At 64.0% G+C, this 18,152-nt stretch carries 8 protein-coding genes; 6 read left to right on the top strand and 2 right to left on the bottom strand.

Annotated elements, in window-relative coordinates:
• The 6 genes from KOL99_RS19850 to KOL99_RS19875 form a co-directional block, all read left to right on the top strand.
• A partial coding sequence (locus KOL99_RS19850; RefSeq protein WP_216512200.1) for a CxxxxCH/CxxCH domain c-type cytochrome occupies window positions 1–1,935 on the top strand: 1,935 nt, incomplete at its 5' end.
• Window positions 1,936–2,146: 211 nt separating this feature from the next.
• The gene (locus KOL99_RS19855) at window positions 2,147–6,427 is read left to right on the top strand and encodes a CxxxxCH/CxxCH domain c-type cytochrome (RefSeq protein ID WP_236026485.1); all 4,281 of its coding nucleotides are present in this window, start codon (window positions 2,147–2,149) and stop codon (window positions 6,425–6,427) included.
• A gap of 71 nt (window positions 6,428–6,498) precedes the next feature.
• Window positions 6,499–11,115 carry a CxxxxCH/CxxCH domain-containing protein gene (locus KOL99_RS19860; RefSeq protein WP_216512202.1) on the top strand — a complete coding sequence of 1,539 codons (4,617 nt, stop codon included), beginning with the start codon at window positions 6,499–6,501 and terminating at the stop codon, window positions 11,113–11,115.
• A 25-nt stretch (window positions 11,116–11,140) separates the two neighbouring features.
• Window positions 11,141–13,582, top strand: a complete 2,442-nt coding sequence (locus KOL99_RS19865; RefSeq protein ID WP_216512203.1) for a multiheme c-type cytochrome — start codon at window positions 11,141–11,143, stop codon at window positions 13,580–13,582.
• Between the two features lie 281 nt (window positions 13,583–13,863).
• The gene (locus KOL99_RS19870; RefSeq protein ID WP_216512204.1) at window positions 13,864–15,135 is read left to right on the top strand and encodes a TolB-like translocation protein; all 1,272 of its coding nucleotides are present in this window, start codon (window positions 13,864–13,866) and stop codon (window positions 15,133–15,135) included.
• On the top strand, window positions 15,135–16,298 hold the full coding sequence (locus KOL99_RS19875) for a cytochrome c biogenesis protein ResB (RefSeq protein WP_216512205.1): 1,164 nt from the start codon (window positions 15,135–15,137) through the stop codon (window positions 16,296–16,298). The genes KOL99_RS19870 and KOL99_RS19875 overlap by 1 nt, the downstream gene beginning before the upstream one ends.
• Window positions 16,299–16,335: 37 nt before the next feature.
• Here the strand turns inward: KOL99_RS19875 and KOL99_RS19880 are convergent, their stop codons facing one another.
• Window positions 16,336–17,565, bottom strand: a complete 1,230-nt coding sequence (locus KOL99_RS19880) for a phospholipid carrier-dependent glycosyltransferase (protein WP_216512206.1) — start codon at window positions 17,563–17,565, stop codon at window positions 16,336–16,338.
• Window positions 17,562–18,143: a hypothetical protein gene (locus KOL99_RS19885; protein ID WP_216512207.1), complete on the bottom strand. Its 582-nt coding sequence runs from the start codon at window positions 18,141–18,143 to the stop codon at window positions 17,562–17,564. The genes KOL99_RS19880 and KOL99_RS19885 overlap by 4 nt, the downstream gene beginning before the upstream one ends.
• Between the last annotated feature and the right edge of the window lie 9 nt (window positions 18,144–18,152).

Consider the following 18,152-nt stretch of genomic DNA (forward strand, 5'->3'; position numbering starts at 1 on the left):
GTCGGTACCCCGGTATCGGGTACCTGCTCCACCTCCTACTGCCACAGCGACGGCAAAGGGACCATGAAGAGCGTAACCTGGACCGGTTCCACCGCGCTCGACTGTAAGTCCTGCCACGGCTCCGACGCCGCTCCGGCGTTTGCTTCCATCGCCGGCGAGCCGAACTACTCCAACGCCGGTGCCGACCAGCCGCGCGCCAACAGCCACGAGAACCACGTAGCTGCGGCCGCAGACTGCGCCAGCTGCCACGCCGACACCACCGTGAACGGCACCACCATCAAGGCGGGCGGCTTCCACACCAACAACACCCGCGACCTGAAAGCCGGCAACGGCAAGAGCTTCACCCTGGTCGGCAACTCCTGCTCCGCGGTATCCTGCCACAGCGGCAACGGTATCGTGGCCAACGTGCCCGACGTGAAATGGGGCGCGTCGCTTGGCTGCAACGGCTGCCACGGCGACTCCGAGACCCTGACCACCAACGCCCACGCCAAGCACGTGAACACCAAGGGCTATGCCTGCGACACCTGCCACGCTTCCACCGTTTCGGGCAGCTCCAGCTTCGCCAACAAGGCGCTGCACGGCGACGCGACCGTCGAGGTTGCCGGCGCCCAGGTCGTCACCTGGACCACCAACAACAAGACCTGCGCCACCTCCTGCCACCTCTCGGCAACCCCGCAGTGGAACAACACGGCATCCGGCGCCTGCGGTACCTGCCATACCGCGCTCTCCAACACCACCGGCGGCCTGATCAGCTCCAACGCGCACGCGCAGCACTTCAGCGCGGCGTACGGCCCGAAATTCAACTCGACCCTGGCCACCTCCTGCTCGAACTGCCACACCTCGAACACTGCGGTGACCCACGTCGACGGCACGCTGAACCTGGCTGCCGGCATGAACAAGATCGGCACCTGCTCCACCTGCCACAAGCAGAGCACCAACTGGACCACCGGGCGCGTCACCTGCGAAAGCTGCCATAGCACCGCGGGGGGCCAGCTCTCCGTCATCGGCGGCATCACCGCTCCTGACAAGACCAGCGCGGCCACCACGGGCCACGGCAAGGCCGGCATCGCCCAGGCCTGCGCCGCCTGCCACGACAACAGCTCCGCTCACATCAGCGGCGTCCTTGGCGACAACAAGCGTCTGCTCCCCGCCCTGGTCGGCGCCACCAACCTTGAGTGCGACTACTGCCACACCAACGCCGCCAAGGTCACCGGCAACAAGCTCAACGTGAAGGCCCACCAGGCTACCGGCCTGGGCGCCAAGTGCGCGGACTGCCACAACGCGCACGGTACCGCCAACAGCATGATGGTTAACACCACCATCAACGGCACCGCCGTCAGCTTCACCGGCAACAACACCTTCGCCAACGGCGCGCAGACCGGCGTCTGCCAGGTCTGCCACACCAGCACCAAGTACTTCACCAAGGCCGGCCAGCCGGCACAGGACCACGTAGCTTCCACCACGGACTGCACCACCTGCCACAAGCACAACCCGGCCACCGGTCTCGCGTTCGTGCCCAACGGCGGTTGCGACGCCTGCCACGGCTACCCGCCGGCACCGCGTCAGACCATCAGTGCCCTCAGCTTCGGCGTGCAGGGTAACTGGTCCTCGGCCCGTTTCGAAGACTACTCCGGCGGCGGCGGTGCCCACCTCCTCGTGGCGCACATCAAGAAAGACGCCAAGCCGTCCGAGGGTTGGGCTAACTGCCTCCCCTGCCACAAAGGGAGCGACGCTTCCCATGCCCGTGCCCTGCCCATCAGGACCCACGTGGAAAGCGTGACCGTCGAAATCGACCCGCAGTACCGCTTCTCCGACCAGGCCCTCGCCACCTACACCAGCGCTACGCTGGTTTCCGGCGGGACCAACAAGACCGGCAGCTGCTTCAACGTGAGCTGCCACTTCAGGCCGAGTCCGAAGTGGAGTATCGAAAGGTAGGTTGATCCAGACAGTTGAGCTGTAAAAGAAGCTTTACCAAGTAACAAGAAGCATGTTAAAAGTCCGGCGGGGGGTCTCCCCCCCCCGCCGGCAATTCGCTGTTTCAGGTATCGATCAGGGGTTATAGAAGGAGCTTAAAATGAAGAGCTACCGCAGACCTGGATATGGCAATCTCCGAGCCCTCCTCCCGCTTCTGTTGTTCGGAATTGTGATGTTCGCTGCTTCGCAGGCGCCGGCCGCGCCGCAATACAATCTGAAATGCGACGACTGCCACACCATGCCTCCGCTCGATTCCGCGACGGGAGAGCGTGAGCCGGTCAGCGGCGCGTTCCGCGGCAACCACCAGACGCATGCGGTGGCCTCGGCGACGAGCTGCACCAAGTGCCACGGTGCCCAGGTGACCACCACCGGACACCGCGACGGGATCATCCAGGTGCAGCAGAACTTGAACGGTGTCGCGGGCGCCAGCTACAGCAGGGGCTTCTTCAACCAGACCTCGGTTCCTCCCGCGGTCCTCGGTACCTGCTCCAACGTGAACTGCCATTTCGAGGCGACCACGCCCGAATGGGGGATCACGGCCCTCGATGTACCCAGTGCGACTACCTGCGGGGTCTGCCACTTGGCGGCACCCGACAGCTACGCCCATTCTAAGCACCTGGCGCTGTACGGCAGCGATCTCTCCGTCTGCGCCAAGTGTCATAGCGACCATACCCAGGAAGCGAAGCCGTTCCAGCACGCCACCAGCGCCGGGCGGAACATAGCCGTGACCGTCGGCTCCTACGCCGGGTCCAACTTCGCCTACCTGCCGAGCCAGAGCGCCTCGCGGGTACTTGGTAGCTGCTCCAACCTGTACTGCCACAGCTCCGGCCAGAGCGCGACCGGCGGCCCGCTGGGCGCCGGCGACTACGCCACGCCGAACTGGGGCAACCCCGCCTCCGGCGCCTGCGGCACCTGCCACAGGACCAGCACCCTCGCCTCGGGGAGCCACAGCCGTCACCTCTCCTCCAACGGCGACTGCAGCAACTGCCACGTGAACGCCCTGGTCACCTCGTACGTTGCCGACACCCATGTCAACGGCAGCATCGACGTCGGCCTCGGGAGCTACGACAAGGCGGGCGCACCCGGCAACGGCTACGGCCGCTGCTCGACCGCTTCCTGCCACGCGAGCCCCTACTCGACGGCATCCACCACCTCACCGGTCTGGGGCACCTCGGCCGGCTGCGCCGCCTGCCATAACGGCATCGGCCAGTTCGCCGGCAACGGCGCTCCCGCCACCGGCAGCCACGACTCGCACATGGCGCTGTCCGGCTCCAGCTGCGACAAGTGCCACGACGGCGCCGTCAAGAACGTAAGCGGCGGCCTGTCGCACGCCAACGGCACCGTCGAGGTCGCCAACGACTACACCGCGACGCCGGTTCAGAAGCATGCCCCCGGCACCTACACCGGGACCTGTCTGACTGCATCCTGCCATGCCGACCCGTACAGCCAGGGCGCTCTTGAATCCCCGGTCTGGGGGAGCGGCACCGGCTGCGCCTCCTGCCACAAGGGGACCGGCGCCTTCGCCGCCAACGGCGCGCCGGCCACCGGCAGCCACGCAAAACACCTGGCCCAGCCGGGTACCGGCTGCGACAAGTGCCACAACGGCGCGGCAAGCGGTGTATCGGGCGGCCTGACCCATGCCAACGGCACCGTCGAGGCGATCAACTACAGCGCCTCCCCGGTCACGAAGCACCCGATCGGCACCTACAACGGCACCTGCTACAACTCCTGCCACTCAAACGGCAACGGTGTACAGGCGCAGACCCCGACCTGGGGCGGCAACATGCCGGCCAACTGCTCCGGCTGCCACGGCGGCGCCGCAGGGCTTGATACCCCGGCAATGGCTACCGGCAAGCACCAGGCGCACATGAACAACTACACCACCATGGGGCGCGGCAACAACCTGATGTGCGCCGAGTGCCACGCGCTGACCGTTTCCCTGGCCAGCAACACCCTGGTGACCGGCACCGGCCACCTGGACAACTTCAAGGACTACTCCGGCGTCAAGGCGGGCGGCAGGTCGAGCTACAGCACGTCGACCGGCATCTGCTCCAACGCCTACTGCCACAGCTCCGGCCAGCAGGTTCCGGTCTTCGTCAGCATGACCGGTTCCAAAACCTGGGGCGGCAACGCGAAGCTCTCCTGCAACGGCTGCCACGGCCGCGCGGCAGGGGCTACCTGGCAGAGCGCCGCCGGCGCTCCGAACTACCCGAACAAGTACGACGGCACGCTGAAAACCGCCAACAGCCACGAAAAGCACACCGGCTCCATGGCTGACTCCCGCGGCTGCGCCAACTGCCACAGCACCACCGTGGACCAGGGGGTCGCCTTCAAGATGCGCGATTACTCCTCCAACCACGTGAACCGCGTCCGCGACGTCGACTTCGCCATGGGCGGCAGCTACGCACAGGACACCAAGACCTGCACCAACTACTGCCACAGCAACGTCCAGGCACCCGGCGGCAACGGCACCGCCACCACCTTCGGCAACCCGAGCTGGGGCGCCGCTTCCATGACCTGCGCTTCCTGCCACAAGGACATGGCGGCCCTGCAGGAAAACGCCAACGACCTGAACCTTGGCAGCCACAAGCGCCACACCGTCGATTCTGCCTACAGCTGCTCCATGTGCCACGGCACCGGCTACTCGGCGAGCACCACCGGTGCGCCGCATGCCGACGGGACCATCAACCTCGCCTTCACCGGCAAGGCTGACGGCACCACTTACTCGCAGCAGGTGGACAACACCCCCGGCGACGGCTACGGCACCTGCTCCACCAGCTCCTGCCACGGCCGCGCCACCCGCAACTGGGGCGTCTCGACCACGCTGCCGACCTGTGAGAAGTGCCACGGTTCGGCCAACACCGCCCAGACCTCCGGCACCTTCAAGGACACCGCGGGGAGCCCGGCGAGCCCCTACACCGGCACCCACGTCTCGCACCTGGCGGGGAGCCACAACTACTCCAACCCGATCACCTGCGACCAGTGCCACTCGGTACCGGCCACGGTTGACGCAGCGGGGCACATGGACGGCCTGCCGGCAACCCTCACCTGGGGGAGCCTGGCCACCCACCCGAGCATCGCGGGCGGGGTTGAGGGTGCCGCCATGGCGCCGAGCTACACCGCTTCCGGGCGGATCTGCAACAACACTTACTGCCACGCCGGCCTCAGAAAGGGTGACGGTTCCGCTCAGGGGAGCGGCTCGGCTCCGTCCTGGAACGACCCGGCCTACCTCGGCGGCACCGGCTGTGGCAAGTGCCACATGAACCCGCCGGCGTACCCGCACACGACGAGCACCAACTGCAGCGCCTGTCACAACCACGTCGCGCAGTCGAACGTCGCCTTCGTGGACAAGAGCAAGCACATGAACGGCTCCATCGAGGTGACCGTCGACGACTGCCTGGGCTGCCACTCCTCGGTCAACGCCTGCGCCCAGAACGATCCGACCTGCGTCAACAAGGAGCTGATCGGCGCGCACAAGGTGCATACCGACGCGGAACTGTTCCTCGCCGGGAAGAAGCTTTCCAATGGCGACTTCATCGACACCTCCTGGATCTACTCCATCGAGTACAAGGACGGCTTCCCGAAATACGGTTGCGGCTTCTGCCACCCGATGGATTCCGGCACGCATAAGAACTCCACCGTCGAGCTCGACCTCGACCCGAGCCACAGCCTGGCCGGCACCGTCAAGACCAAGAACAAGGCGGGCGGCCCATGGATCATCAGCTACACCATGGGTAGCAACGTAGTCTGCTCCAACGTGTACTGCCACTCCAACGGCTTCGTCTCCGAGACCACCAACCAGTACACGTTCCAGACCACCCCGAACTGGTACGCAACCGACCCGTGGGGCAGCGTCGACAAGTGCGCCCAGTGCCACGGCAACTCGCCGAACTCCGGCGGCAAGGAAGGCTCCGCAGCCCACGGCCGTCACGTGATCGGCAACCACTACGCCGACATCTTCGACGGTTACAGCGCGAGGATCCCGGTGGCCGGCGGGGTAGGCTCCGGCGCCGCACACGGCGACCCGAACACCTCGACCACCTTCAACTGCAACCTGTGCCACAACGCCACCGTCACCGTGTCGTACAACGACAAGGGTAACGCCTGCTCCAGCTGCCACGGCAGCTCCGCACCGCTCAAAGGTAGCCTGCAGGTACTGGCCACCAACCAGACCCACATCAACGGCGACGTCGACGTGGTATTCATGAGTCCGTTCAACATCAAGTCCAAGGCGCAGCTCAGGCCGGGTGTCGATGCCGTCCAGTCGGTCTACACCTCCTGGACTCGCGTGAACGGTTACAAAACCGCCGCTTCCTACGACCAGGCCCGGACTACCCCGAGCTACGTCGGCGGTACCTGCTCCACCGTCGCCTGCCACAACGGCACGCAGATGGAGTGGCGCACCAAGGGGCCGTTGGCCTGCGCAGCCTGCCACGTCGGGCTGCCGCAATAGGGGGGCATGAATGTGTATAACCAAGAAGTACGCAACCACGACACATCGAGTGCAAAGGCAGGTGAACTGACATGGGAAAAGTGATCGTTAAAAATATCAGGGGTATGGGGTGGGGCGCGAAAGCCTGCCTGATCGCCATGTTCACCATGTTGGCGACCGTGCTCCTCTTGCAGATGAAGCAGGCGAAGGACGCCCAGGCCGCGGTAGCGGTGCAGACCCAGTGGAGTATCCTCGGCACCGGCAGCACCTCGACATTCGGGACCATGTCCCTGGCCAAGGGCGCCGGTAGTAACCGCCTGCTGGTGGTCAAGGTGGTGGCAGAGTATGGCACTGCCATCACCACCTTTACCCCGACGGTCACCTACGGCGGGCAGACGCTGACCAAGATCGTGGCGACCGACACCAGCAGCCGTCAGAAGGTCTGGTTCGGCTACCTCAAGGAGTCAGGCATCGTAGCCGCGACCGGGACCACCCCGGCCATCACGGTCTCCTGGAACTCGACCCCGTCGGCTGGCGTCGGGCTTTCCGCTGCCTTCTACTCCAACGTGGACCAGACTACCCCGACCACCGGTTCGCGCGCCGTTGCGAGCGATACGTCCGCCACCACACCGACCTCGGGTACCTTCAACGTGACCAACGGCGGTACCGCCATCTACGGCACCAACGTTAACAGCACCTACACTTCGACATTTGCCTCGGGGTATACCGAGCATTTCGATACCGCGAACAGCACGCTGTACGTGGACGCAGTCGCCTCCAAGCCGATTACTGCGACCGGCACGGAAAACCCGCTGCCGACCTGGGGTACCGCCACGAGGTATGGCTTCGCTGCCATCGGCCTGAATCCTGCGGTAACGACCCTGGGTAACGGCACCATTGGCACCACGGCCAACGTGGCGCCGGGCGCTGCCAGCCAGAAAATCGACGGCTTCTCGCTGGTGACCGGTTCCGCCGGGACCACCGACTCGGTGACCGGGCTCACCGTAACCACGACCAACAACGCGGCCATCGCCTCCATGCAGATCTGGAACGAGGCCGGCACTACTCAGTATTTCAGCACCGTGAACAACCCGGGCTCCGATACATGGGCCTTCTCGGGTGGTACCGCGATCCCGGTGACCAACACCTCGGCAAGCTACAAGATCCTGGTCACCTACAAGACCCGTGCGGCCGGGGCCCCCTCCGGCAACACCGCCACCACGGCGCGCGTGACCGCACTGACCAGCGGCAACGTGATGGCCGGCAGCGACACCGCCGACACCACGCTGACGCTCATCAACACCCACAACGCCTCCACCTGGGGGACCAATACGGCGACGAGCACTACCATCACGCTCAACTGGACCTACGGTACCCCCGGGCAGAACGTGATCATCATCCGTTACGCTGGCGCCAAGACCGACACCACGAAGCCTGTGGACGGCACGACCTATGGCCTCGGCACGGCATTCGGCAGCGGCGGCACCGTTCGCTACGTGGGCAACGCCTCTACCGTCCCCGACAGCCTGGGACTGGTGGCCGGCACCACCTACTACTACAAGATTTTCGAATACGACAGCTACACCAACTACTACAACGCTACCGATGTCTGGACCGCGGGGCTCACGCCCTTGAGCTCCGACGCCGTGGCGCCGACCGTCAACGCTGGCTTCGCCGCCACCACCCCGGTGAATACCCTCACGGTGCCGATCACCTCCTTCGGCGCCACCGACAACGTCGGCGGCAGCGGCGTCTCCGGGTACATGATCACCACCAGCTCGACCGCTCCGCTTGCCACCGACGCGGCGTGGACCTCTACCGCGCCCACCAGCTACACGGTGGCCGCGGCCGGCACCTATACCCTCTATCCGTGGGCCAAGGACGGCGGCGGCAACGTCTCCCCGCTGTACGCCACCCCGGTCACGGTGGTGGTCGATATGACCGCTCCGACCGTCGCCACCTTTACCGTCAACACCCCGTCGGGCAGCCGCAACATCCCCATCGCGGCACTGACCGGCACCGATGTGGGCACCTCGGTGTCCCGCTACCTGATCACTACCACCAGCACCCAGCCCGCCGCCGGTGCGGCAGGGTGGAGCGCCACCGCACCGACCACCTACACCGTGGCCGCCGATGGCACCTATACTCTGTACCCCTGGGTGAAGGACGCTGCCGGGAACGTCTCCGCGCTCTCCGGGCTCACCCGCACGGTCCTGGTCGACGCCACTGCGCCGACCGGCCTCACCGCGGTATCGCCGGTGGACACCTCCACCGACCAGCCGCTCAACGTGGCGCTGCAGGCATCGACCGCAACCGATGCCGGCGTGGGTGGCGTCACCTACTACTTCACCATCACCGACGGCGTCGGCTTCAACTCCAACTCGGGGTGGATCGCCGCCAATAACTGGGCGCCCGCCGGCCTCGGCTACGGCACCACCTACACCTGGCAGGTCAGGGCCAAGGACAGCCTGGGCAACCAGACCGCGCTGACCACGCCGATGACCTTCACCACCGGTGCGGCCTGCGTGCGCAACGACCCGACGCTGACCCTGCTGACCCCGACCGGCGGCATCGCCTCCACCATTTCCACTGACGGTGGCACCTCGGTCTACAATCTGAAGGTGATCAACAACGACTACGGCGGGTGCGGCACCACGACCTTCAACCTCGGCGTTTCTGACACCGACGCACTCGACGTCTTCGATCCGCCGACCCTGGGCAACTCGGCCCTGACCCTGCCGCCGGGCGGCCAGGTCACCACCACCGTTACCGTCAAGGCGACCGTTGACCACGTGGGCGGCATGAGCAAGACCCGCGCCTTCACCGTGGCCGACGCGAACCACGCCGCGGTCACGACGGGCGACGTGCAGACCACCCTGAACGTGGTGGCGTGTACGCCGAAGACTCCGCTGCTGATCGTCGGTCCCGACTCCGGCTACCTGAACCGCGGCGGCACCATGAAGTACACCGTCACCGTGAAGAACACCGACTCCGGCGCCGGCTGCGGCGCGGTCACCTACAACCTGGCCATTCCGTCGGAGACCAACTCCACCGACTTCAACGCGTCGACCTTCAGCGCACCGAGCCTCTCGCTCGGTTCCGGCCAGCTCGGCTCGGTGACCCTCACCGTTTCAGCCAAGGCCACCGCTGCTAAGAACGTCATCAACAAGACGACGGTAGGCGTTTCCGCGGTATCGCACACGGCGCCGGCCAACAAGGTGGTCACCTCCACCGTGAACAACCCGATGCTGCACAACTCCGATAGCACCAGCTCCACCAAGTGGGCTGCCAACGGCGGCTGGGGTATCCCGGGCGCCCGCTACGGCGAGTTTGACTGCACCACCTGCCACGTGCAGGGCGGCGCCGCGACCCGCAACGCGAACCGCATCCGCGAGACCGTCACCGCACCCGACACCAGCAAGGGGCAGCTCCCGGGCGCCGGGCAGCCGATCAACTACAGAAGGACCGCCGGCACCAGCAAAACCCAGCCGGTTCCGGGCTGGGACGGCGGCGCGACGCCGCGGGCCAGCTCCGACAAGATCTGCGAGATCTGCCATACCTACGATGCAGCCGGCGCCAGCGGCACCAAGGCGCATCCGTACTCCACCGCAGCCACCCTGGGCAACCACTTCGGTACCGACGGCCGTGACTGCATCGACTGCCACAAGCACGGCAAGGGCTTCGGCGTGGCAGGGCTTGGCTGCACCGGCTGCCACGGCACCGAGACGGCTACCATCACCCCGGACAACCGTTACGTGGTGGCGCCGCCCAGAAACGCCAACGGCCTCACCGGCACCCTGGCCGGCATCGGCCAGGTCAGCAACGATCCCAAGGTCGGTGCGCACCAGGCCCACCTGCAGAGGCTGAACGGCTTCAGCAACTACTCGACGGTCGATTACACCTGCCAGTCGTGCCACGGGCCGCTGCCGACCGACTTCAGCCACATCAACTCCAACTCCCTCCCCGTGTTCCAGGGGATGGCGACGAAGAACGGTGCTATGTCCGCAACCTACACCGGCACCAAGTGCAACAATACCTACTGCCACAACCCGGCAGCCACCGGCGGCACGTTGCTCGCCGCCAACGCCGGTACTGCTGTGTTCCCGTCCTGGACCAGCGCGGGCTACGTGGTGAGCGGCGCCAAGTCTGTCGCCAACTGCCAGGTCTGCCACAAGGTCCCGGGCAATGCCGGGTTCGAACCGGCCGGCACCCACAACGGCATGAATACCGACACCACCGACTGCTCCGGCTGCCACGGCCATAACGGCGACGGCAGCGGAACCGTCGTCGGCCGCCGCCACATGGACGGTATCAAGTTCGGGGCCGGCAACTGCGACACCTGCCACGGCTACGACGTAGGCACCTGGTCCGCGTTCCCCGAGCGCTCCGGCGTCGTCACCGGCAAAGGCGCTCACGAGAAGCACATCGCGTACCTGAAGACCCGCTACGGCGTGACCCTCGCCGCCGGCACCGACGCCTTCGGCGCAGGTTCCTCGTGGACACAGGTCTGCGGCGTATGCCATAATGGCGCGGCCCACAACATGGGCGAAGCCATCCCTGGCACCGGGCGCACCATTTCCATCACTCCGGCCCGCCAGTTCGGCGGTTCGCTGCCGGTCTACAACGGTACCGTCGGGGTAGCGTCCTCGATCAAGCCGAAGACCTGTTCCAACGTCGATTGCCACTACAAAGAGACGCCGTCCTGGTAGTATCCAGCGGGGGGAGGCAGATATAATGCTGAACGTTTTTAGAGAGAAATTCGGAAAGATACTGCTGGTCGCAGGCGCCATCACGGCCTGCGCCGGCATCCCCGGCACGGCCCTCGCGCTCACCTGCGTGGACTGCCACGGCAACCCGCCGGTCGACAACGCGAGCCGCGTCGGTGGGACCACCGGCCAGTTCCCGGGTTCCCACGGCACCCACAGTGGCTCGGGCGCCGGGCAGTACGGCTACGCATGCACAAAGTGCCACGTGAACAACGCGGCGGCGAACCACGCCAACGGCAACATCGACATGGCAGTGCCCATCAACGGCAACACCGGCGCCTCCTACGGCAAGGGGACCAGCTTCCCGGTCAGCAACAGCGCCCTGGTAGGCAACGCCTGTTCCGCCACCTACTGCCACTCCGACGGCACCTCGGTGGCCACCGCAAAGGCTGCCACCGGCGCCTCGCCGAACTGGGGCGGGAGCACCACCTGCACCAGCTGCCATGGCAGCGGCGGCACCACCGGCGCACCGACATACGTGAACGTCAGGGCTTATCCGTCGGCGGCTCCCACTAGCACCGGCTGGACCACCCCGACCAACGCCTACGCCGATGACAACGTCTATGCGGTGTACAACACCACAACGCAGCAGCCGCTGGTGCTGACCACCTTCAACACGACCGCTGCTGGGCTCACCGCCGGTGACACCGTAACCGGCATCTCGGTCACCGTGCATGGTCTCGCCGCTTCAGGTCTCATCAACGTGGCCCTGACCAAGACCGGCAACACCACCGTCGCGGGTACCGCGAAGACCGCCACGCTCCCCACCACCGACGGCTCGGTCACGCTCAACACGACCCCGACCGACCTGTGGGGGACCACCTGGACCGTTGCCGAGCTTCAGTCGGCAAACTTCGGTGTAATCATCAAAGACAATGACACCACGGCCTCCAACATCCAGATCGACTCGGTCACCGTTGTGATTTACACTGCAGCCGAGCCCAAGATGAACAGCCACGCGTCGCACGCCTCCAAGACCTGCGATGTTTGTCACAACGCGACCACAACCGACGGCACCACCATCGCCACCACGGCGAATCATGCTGCCGGGAGCTATAGCGTGGTTGCCAAGACCGGTACTACCTTTACCTACGCCTACAACTCCGCTGGCAGTACCTGCTCGACTGTTTCCTGCCATGGTAACGCCATCTGGGGTGTGTCGGTCTTCAACTGCGTCACCTGCCATAACGGCGTCCTGAACACCTCTGCAGCCACCCAGGCACTGGGCGGACCGACCACCCGCAGGAACGTCGTCGCCGAGATGAAGAGCACCTGGAGCCACAAACGCTCCTCCAGCGGTGGAACCCCGGCCAATACTGTCGTCAAAGCAGCCGACTGCATCGTCTGCCACATGGAAGGCGACAAGACCACCGGCAAGACCACCGCAGTGCACGGCAACGGCTACATCAACCTGCGTGACCCGGATACCGGCAACAACATCAAGAACGTCACCTGGAACGGCGCGACCCCGGGAGCGTACGTGGAGGGGACCACAGACCTCCAATTCACCCAGTTCAGTCGCAATCTCGGCGTGCTTCTTGAGAACGATCCCAACTGGTTGGTCATTGCCGCCATCCAGCAGAATCACTGCCTGAAGTGCCACGATGCTAACGGGGCCCAGAGCGCCAACGCCCAGGTTACCAATAACGCGCTGCAACCTTTCGGCATAGCGATAACCGGCCATGTTGCTCCCTTCAACAGCAACGGTTCGGGTAACGTCGTCAACGTCGTGGCAGGCTTCACGACCACCAACGCGTCCTACCATCCGGTCATCGGCAAGCAGAACAACAGCTACGTGCAGGGCGCCCAGATGGTGGCCCCCTACAACGGTGTCACCAAGACCAACGGCAACAACACCCAGTACGGGCCGCTTATTTCCTGCTGGGACTGCCACGCGACCTTGGGCCAGACCGGCGTGCAGACGGCTACCGTCACCGCGCACGGCGGAGCGGTCACCATACGTGGTCCGATCAGGGCCGCAGGCACCACGGCGACCACCAACCTGTGCGTGAACTGCCATGCGACCAAGTACGCGACCACAGGTACGCAGCACGGTTCCGGTTCCGCCTTTACCGTCGGCAAGAGCAACATGGGCACCACGACCTTCAACAACTGCTCCTACTGCCACGGCTACGGCGTAGCCGGCGCAACGTACTCGGCTACCAGCGTCGCGCGTCCGGCGCGCATGGAAGAAGCACACGGCTTCAACGACAGGGTGAACGGTACAGTCGGTTCCAAGTGGACAAGCGGCTCCAGGCCCTACGCGTTCATCCGGAACACGTTGAGCAACTGGGCGCCCGCCTCGGCTGTCGGCGATACCATCACCAACCCGCATACCTGCTCCGGCAGCGGCGGCACCTGTGACAACAACATGAGCAACAGCTCCTTTGGTTTGGGGGGCGTGTACTAGCGGTACTTACGGCCCGGATATGTAAACCGGCACCCCGCCCGAAAGGGCGGGGTTTTTTCTTGAGGATCTTCCGGGTCATCGAGGCTGGACTTATTAACGGGAGTCGTGGCAGCACGTAACAAAACGGCAAGTTTCGCGCCGCCGGCAGAATTTTTTGCCAGTGGCAGATCGACAAGGATATCGGCATGAGCGGACGTACAAAGGCATTGTGTCTTGCGGGGGCAATCGCCATCTGCCTCTGGGGATGCAGTAAGGAAAAGGAAAAACCCAGGGAGCTAGGTTTGATTACTACCACTACGGTGGTGGGAGAAATCACGGGGCAGCAGGGACGTGGCGGCGCGTGGAACCCTGACCCGGTGCGGAACGTCACTCAAGTCAACTTCAATGCCACCGGCAGGGGAGCCTTTTACCTCGCTGAACAAGGTGGGAAGTTCCACGTGGTCCACAACGGCAAGGCCGGTTCCTCGTATACCAATATACTCACTCCCACCCTGAGTCCGGACGGGCAGCGCCTGGCCTACCAGGCGTACGTCGATGATAAAGTGCGCATGGTGGTCGACGGCAAGGAAGGGGATATCGCCGAGGAACTCGAGGTTCCCTATTTCAGTCCCGACAGCAAGCACGTCGTCTATCAGGCTAAATCCGGAGGCGCCTGGCACTTCGTGGTCGACGGCCGGAGCTTTCCCACAGGCAAGACCCAGCACAGCGAATTCGGCTTCAACGCCGACTCTTCCCGCATCGCCTATGTCGATAGCGTCGATGAAGGAGCGAAGCCGCGCCTGGTAGTCACCGATCTAAGCTTCAAGAAACAGACGGTCCGGGAAGGAACCGGGTCATTGATGGTCATCAGCGACGACAAGACAAGGATCGCCGCGGTCAGCGATGCAGGCGGCAAACAGAGGGTGGTCGAACTGAGTTTTGCCAAGCCCGATGCCGTCAAGGAAGGACCCCTGTATGACCGCATCAAAGACCTCGTCATCAGCCCCGACGGATCCTCGGTCGCCTACGTCGCACAGAAGGGAGGCACCCGTGTGCTGGTGTGGAACGACCAGGAAAAGCCGTTCCCCGCGGGCGAACTGGTAGGCTCCATCGCCATTCGCCCCGGCAACAAGGGGGTGGGTGTCCTGGTTGCACTTAACGGGAGCTGTGTCTTCCATGAGCCCTTCTCCGGCGCAGCGCCGCAGAAGCGGCCCTATGACGAGGTTGGAGAACTGGCTTACAGCAAGGACGGCAGCGGCTACGTTTACCTGGGGCGCAAAGTGACCCCCGGCGTAACAGGCAAAAGCATCTTCCTGGTGGTCAACGGCAAGGAAGGACCCAGGTACGACAAGATCATTCAGCCGACCTTCAGCCCCGACGGGCGAAGGGTCGTCTACCGGGCACGCCAGGACGGCAAGCGCTTCATGGTGGTGTCCGACCTCGACGGAAAGGTTGTCAGGCAGGATCCGGTGTACGAGATGGTGTTCCCTCCGGCCTTTTCTGCTGACGGTCAACTTCTGGCCTACGGAGTGAAGGACGGCGCCAAGCTGGTATGGAAGGTGGAGAAGCTGTAATGCCCGATGTGAAAAATGCCGATGTGAAAAATGCCGGCGCCTACAACGACGACGAGGATCTCCCGCTCGAACCGCAGTATCATCCCGTGAACAAGACGCTGCGCAAGATTTATGACTTCTTGGCCTCCGCCAAGCTGGCCATGGCGTTGCTGGTCGCCATTCTCGCCTGCTGTCTTATCGGCGTGACCTTGTTCCGTGGACCGCGCTCCGGCGAGATGATTTTCGACACCATGTGGTTCAACGGCCTCCTGGTTCTCCTGATCGTGAACGTCGCCTGCTGTTTCTTCGGCAGGATCTGGGGGCGCAGGGTCACTCTCATCTCGTTCGGGATGATCCTGTTCCACCTCAGCTTCGTGGCGATGTTCATCGGCATCATCTACAACAGCCTGTTCTTCTTTCGCGGTTCCATGAGGCTGACCGAAGGGGAGACGGTGCAAAACGGGGAGCGCAGCAGCTACGACGGCGTTGCGATGGGGCGCTTCTTCAACGTGATGTGGCTTAAGGGGGAGACCACCCTGAACGCGATGCACCTGGGCTATAAGCTCGACGGCGTCGATAAGAAAAAGGCCTACGACATCACGGTCGGTGAAGGGGAAGCGAAGAAGCAGGAAGTCATTTACCTCACCAAGAACCTCAATTACCGGGGATTCAAGTTTTTCCCGGACCAGGAAGGCTTCAGTATCCTGACGGTCCTCTATGACAAGCAAGATAAGGAACTGTACGGAGCCTACCTCCCGCTGCAGAGTCTCCAGCACGCGGACAAATCCTCATTTTTCACCACCGGCACCAGGAACGGCCCCGGCAGCATCGCATTCCCGTACGCACCGGAGAAGCCGCTTTTCGATCTCCAGGTCGCCTACCGCCCGGACCCGGCGCAGCCGAAGTCGGGTACGGCCCTGTTCCTGGTCAAGCCTCTTGGCACTCCCCTCAGCATGCCGGATCAGCAGACCTTCGAGAAGAGTCAGACCCCGATCGGGGCGATGTACGACGCGGGCGAATACCGCCTCTCTCCGCGGGAGGTCCGTTACTGGGTCAGCATGAGGGTGAGCTACGAACCGGGCCAGATCATCGTCCTCAGCAGCCTCTGGGTCGGACTGTTCGGCATGATCCTCACCACCCTGGGGCGGATTATGAAAGGGCGGCGGGATCGCCTGAAGGCATGACCGGACGCGGGACCCGGACCAGTGCGGCGGCCTCGATCTACTGCCGGAACAGTTTCGCGTCGGATTCGTCGAGCAGGTAGCGGTAGGGCGCGACAGGCACGTTCTTCGCGGTTGCCAGCGGATACAGGTACAGGTTCCAGGCCAGCATCGTCACCAGGACCAGGTGGTAAAGGCGGGCATTGACCCTTCCGGTCACCTCCGTGACCATGCAGCCGATGGCGGTGAAGGCGAACGGGAGCAGCGGCGCCGCCGAGTAGATGAAGGTGGGACGCTTGACCCCGATGAAGAGGGAGTAGGTACCGAAAAAGAGCAGCACCGGCAGGCCGAGTTCGACTGATTTTCGGCGCTGCGCCAGGACCGCCAGCATGACCATGGCCGGCAGGGTGGCGATCCAGACCGGCAGGCTGTTCATGTAGAGGATGAACTCGCCGCGGTCGGCACCGATGAAGGTTCCCTGGCCGACGGTGATGGAACGGATGAACCACTCCAGCGCGGAGCTGTGACTTAAGAAGACCATCTCCGGGTTGTAGTTCTCCGGCCGGTAAGTCTGCAGCGAAAAGTAGGCGTCCTGTATGAACTGGAGGAACTCGGGGAAGGCGTAACCGCGCATGAACCAGAAGTAGTAGGAGCCGATGAACACGCTGGCCGGAATGAAGAGGTAGGTCGCCGTGATGAAGAACGCGGTTCCGAGACTACGATAGTTGCGGTTCTCTCTCAGAAGCAACAGGTAGATCAGCAGCCAACAGGGGACGTAGTACCACTTGGTGGCCAGGGCGCATCCCATGAAAAAGGCGCTCGCCGCGATGAGCCAGCTTCGCCCGGCGTGTCTTTGATAGAGCACGATCGCCGCCAGGAAAAAGGCCCCGCCGTAGATCTCCTCGAAGGTGTAGCGGGACATGACGATGTGCAGGGGATCGGTGGCCAGCAAGACCCCCGCCAGCAGCGCGGCTTTTCTCCCCCCGCTCACGTTGCGCGCGAAGAGGTAGGTGAGCACGCAGGCGGCCGCTCCGAACAGGATGTTCCTCATGCGCCACCCGTACGGGTTGTCGCCGAAAAGCTGCAGGAAACCGTACATGAGGATGTGGCGTAGCGGCGGGTGCTCCCAGTTGTCGGGCTCGAACTGGCCGTTCAGCCAGTAGTTGGTTCCGGCGGGGACGTGGGCCATCTCATCGCCCCATTTGAAGTCGGGGTAGGAGATCTCGTAGAACCTCAGGCCGAAGGCGAGCAGGAACAGCAGGCAGATAATGATTATCTCGTTTCTCTTCATTGGCGGCTGCCCTGGTAGATGACGGTGATGTCGCTGGAGATGCCTTTGCGGGTGAGCAGATCCTGTGCCTGTTTGGCGTCGAACACGTCGCTGTTGATGTAGACCAGCACCTGTTCGGGGAGATGCGGCAGCGACGAGGGCGTGATCCCGATCATCGGCAGGCCGTTCAGGTCATACAGCGAGACCCCCCTCTCCAGCCCCGCAATGGGCTTTATGACCTTGGTCGTTGGTTGTTGCAGGAAGTCCTTCCAGTTTTCATCCGGGACGATGAAATAAAGCTTGCGGATGACATTCTGGAATATGGAGTACTCGACCAGGTTGGACCGTTCCAGTCGCGGTTCGCCCTGGTAATTGAAGCGCCCGTGCATGTGCGGGTAGCGGTCGAAAAGAACCAGTGTCCTCCCCTTGACCCCCTTGCGCCGCCATACATCGTAGGCCTTCTCGGGGGAGTCGACGGTTACCGTTTCTCTTCCCGGCGAGAAGCGCCTGTGACGGGTGCCGTGATCGTTTCCGACTGCGATGACTGCGATAAGCAAGGCGGTAGCCGCCAGTGACCAGGCTGTTTTGTGTCGGTACATGGTTGCGAT

The organism is Geomonas azotofigens, from assembly GCF_018919395.1.
Lineage (GTDB): Bacteria > Desulfobacterota > Desulfuromonadia > Geobacterales > Geobacteraceae > Geomonas > Geomonas azotofigens.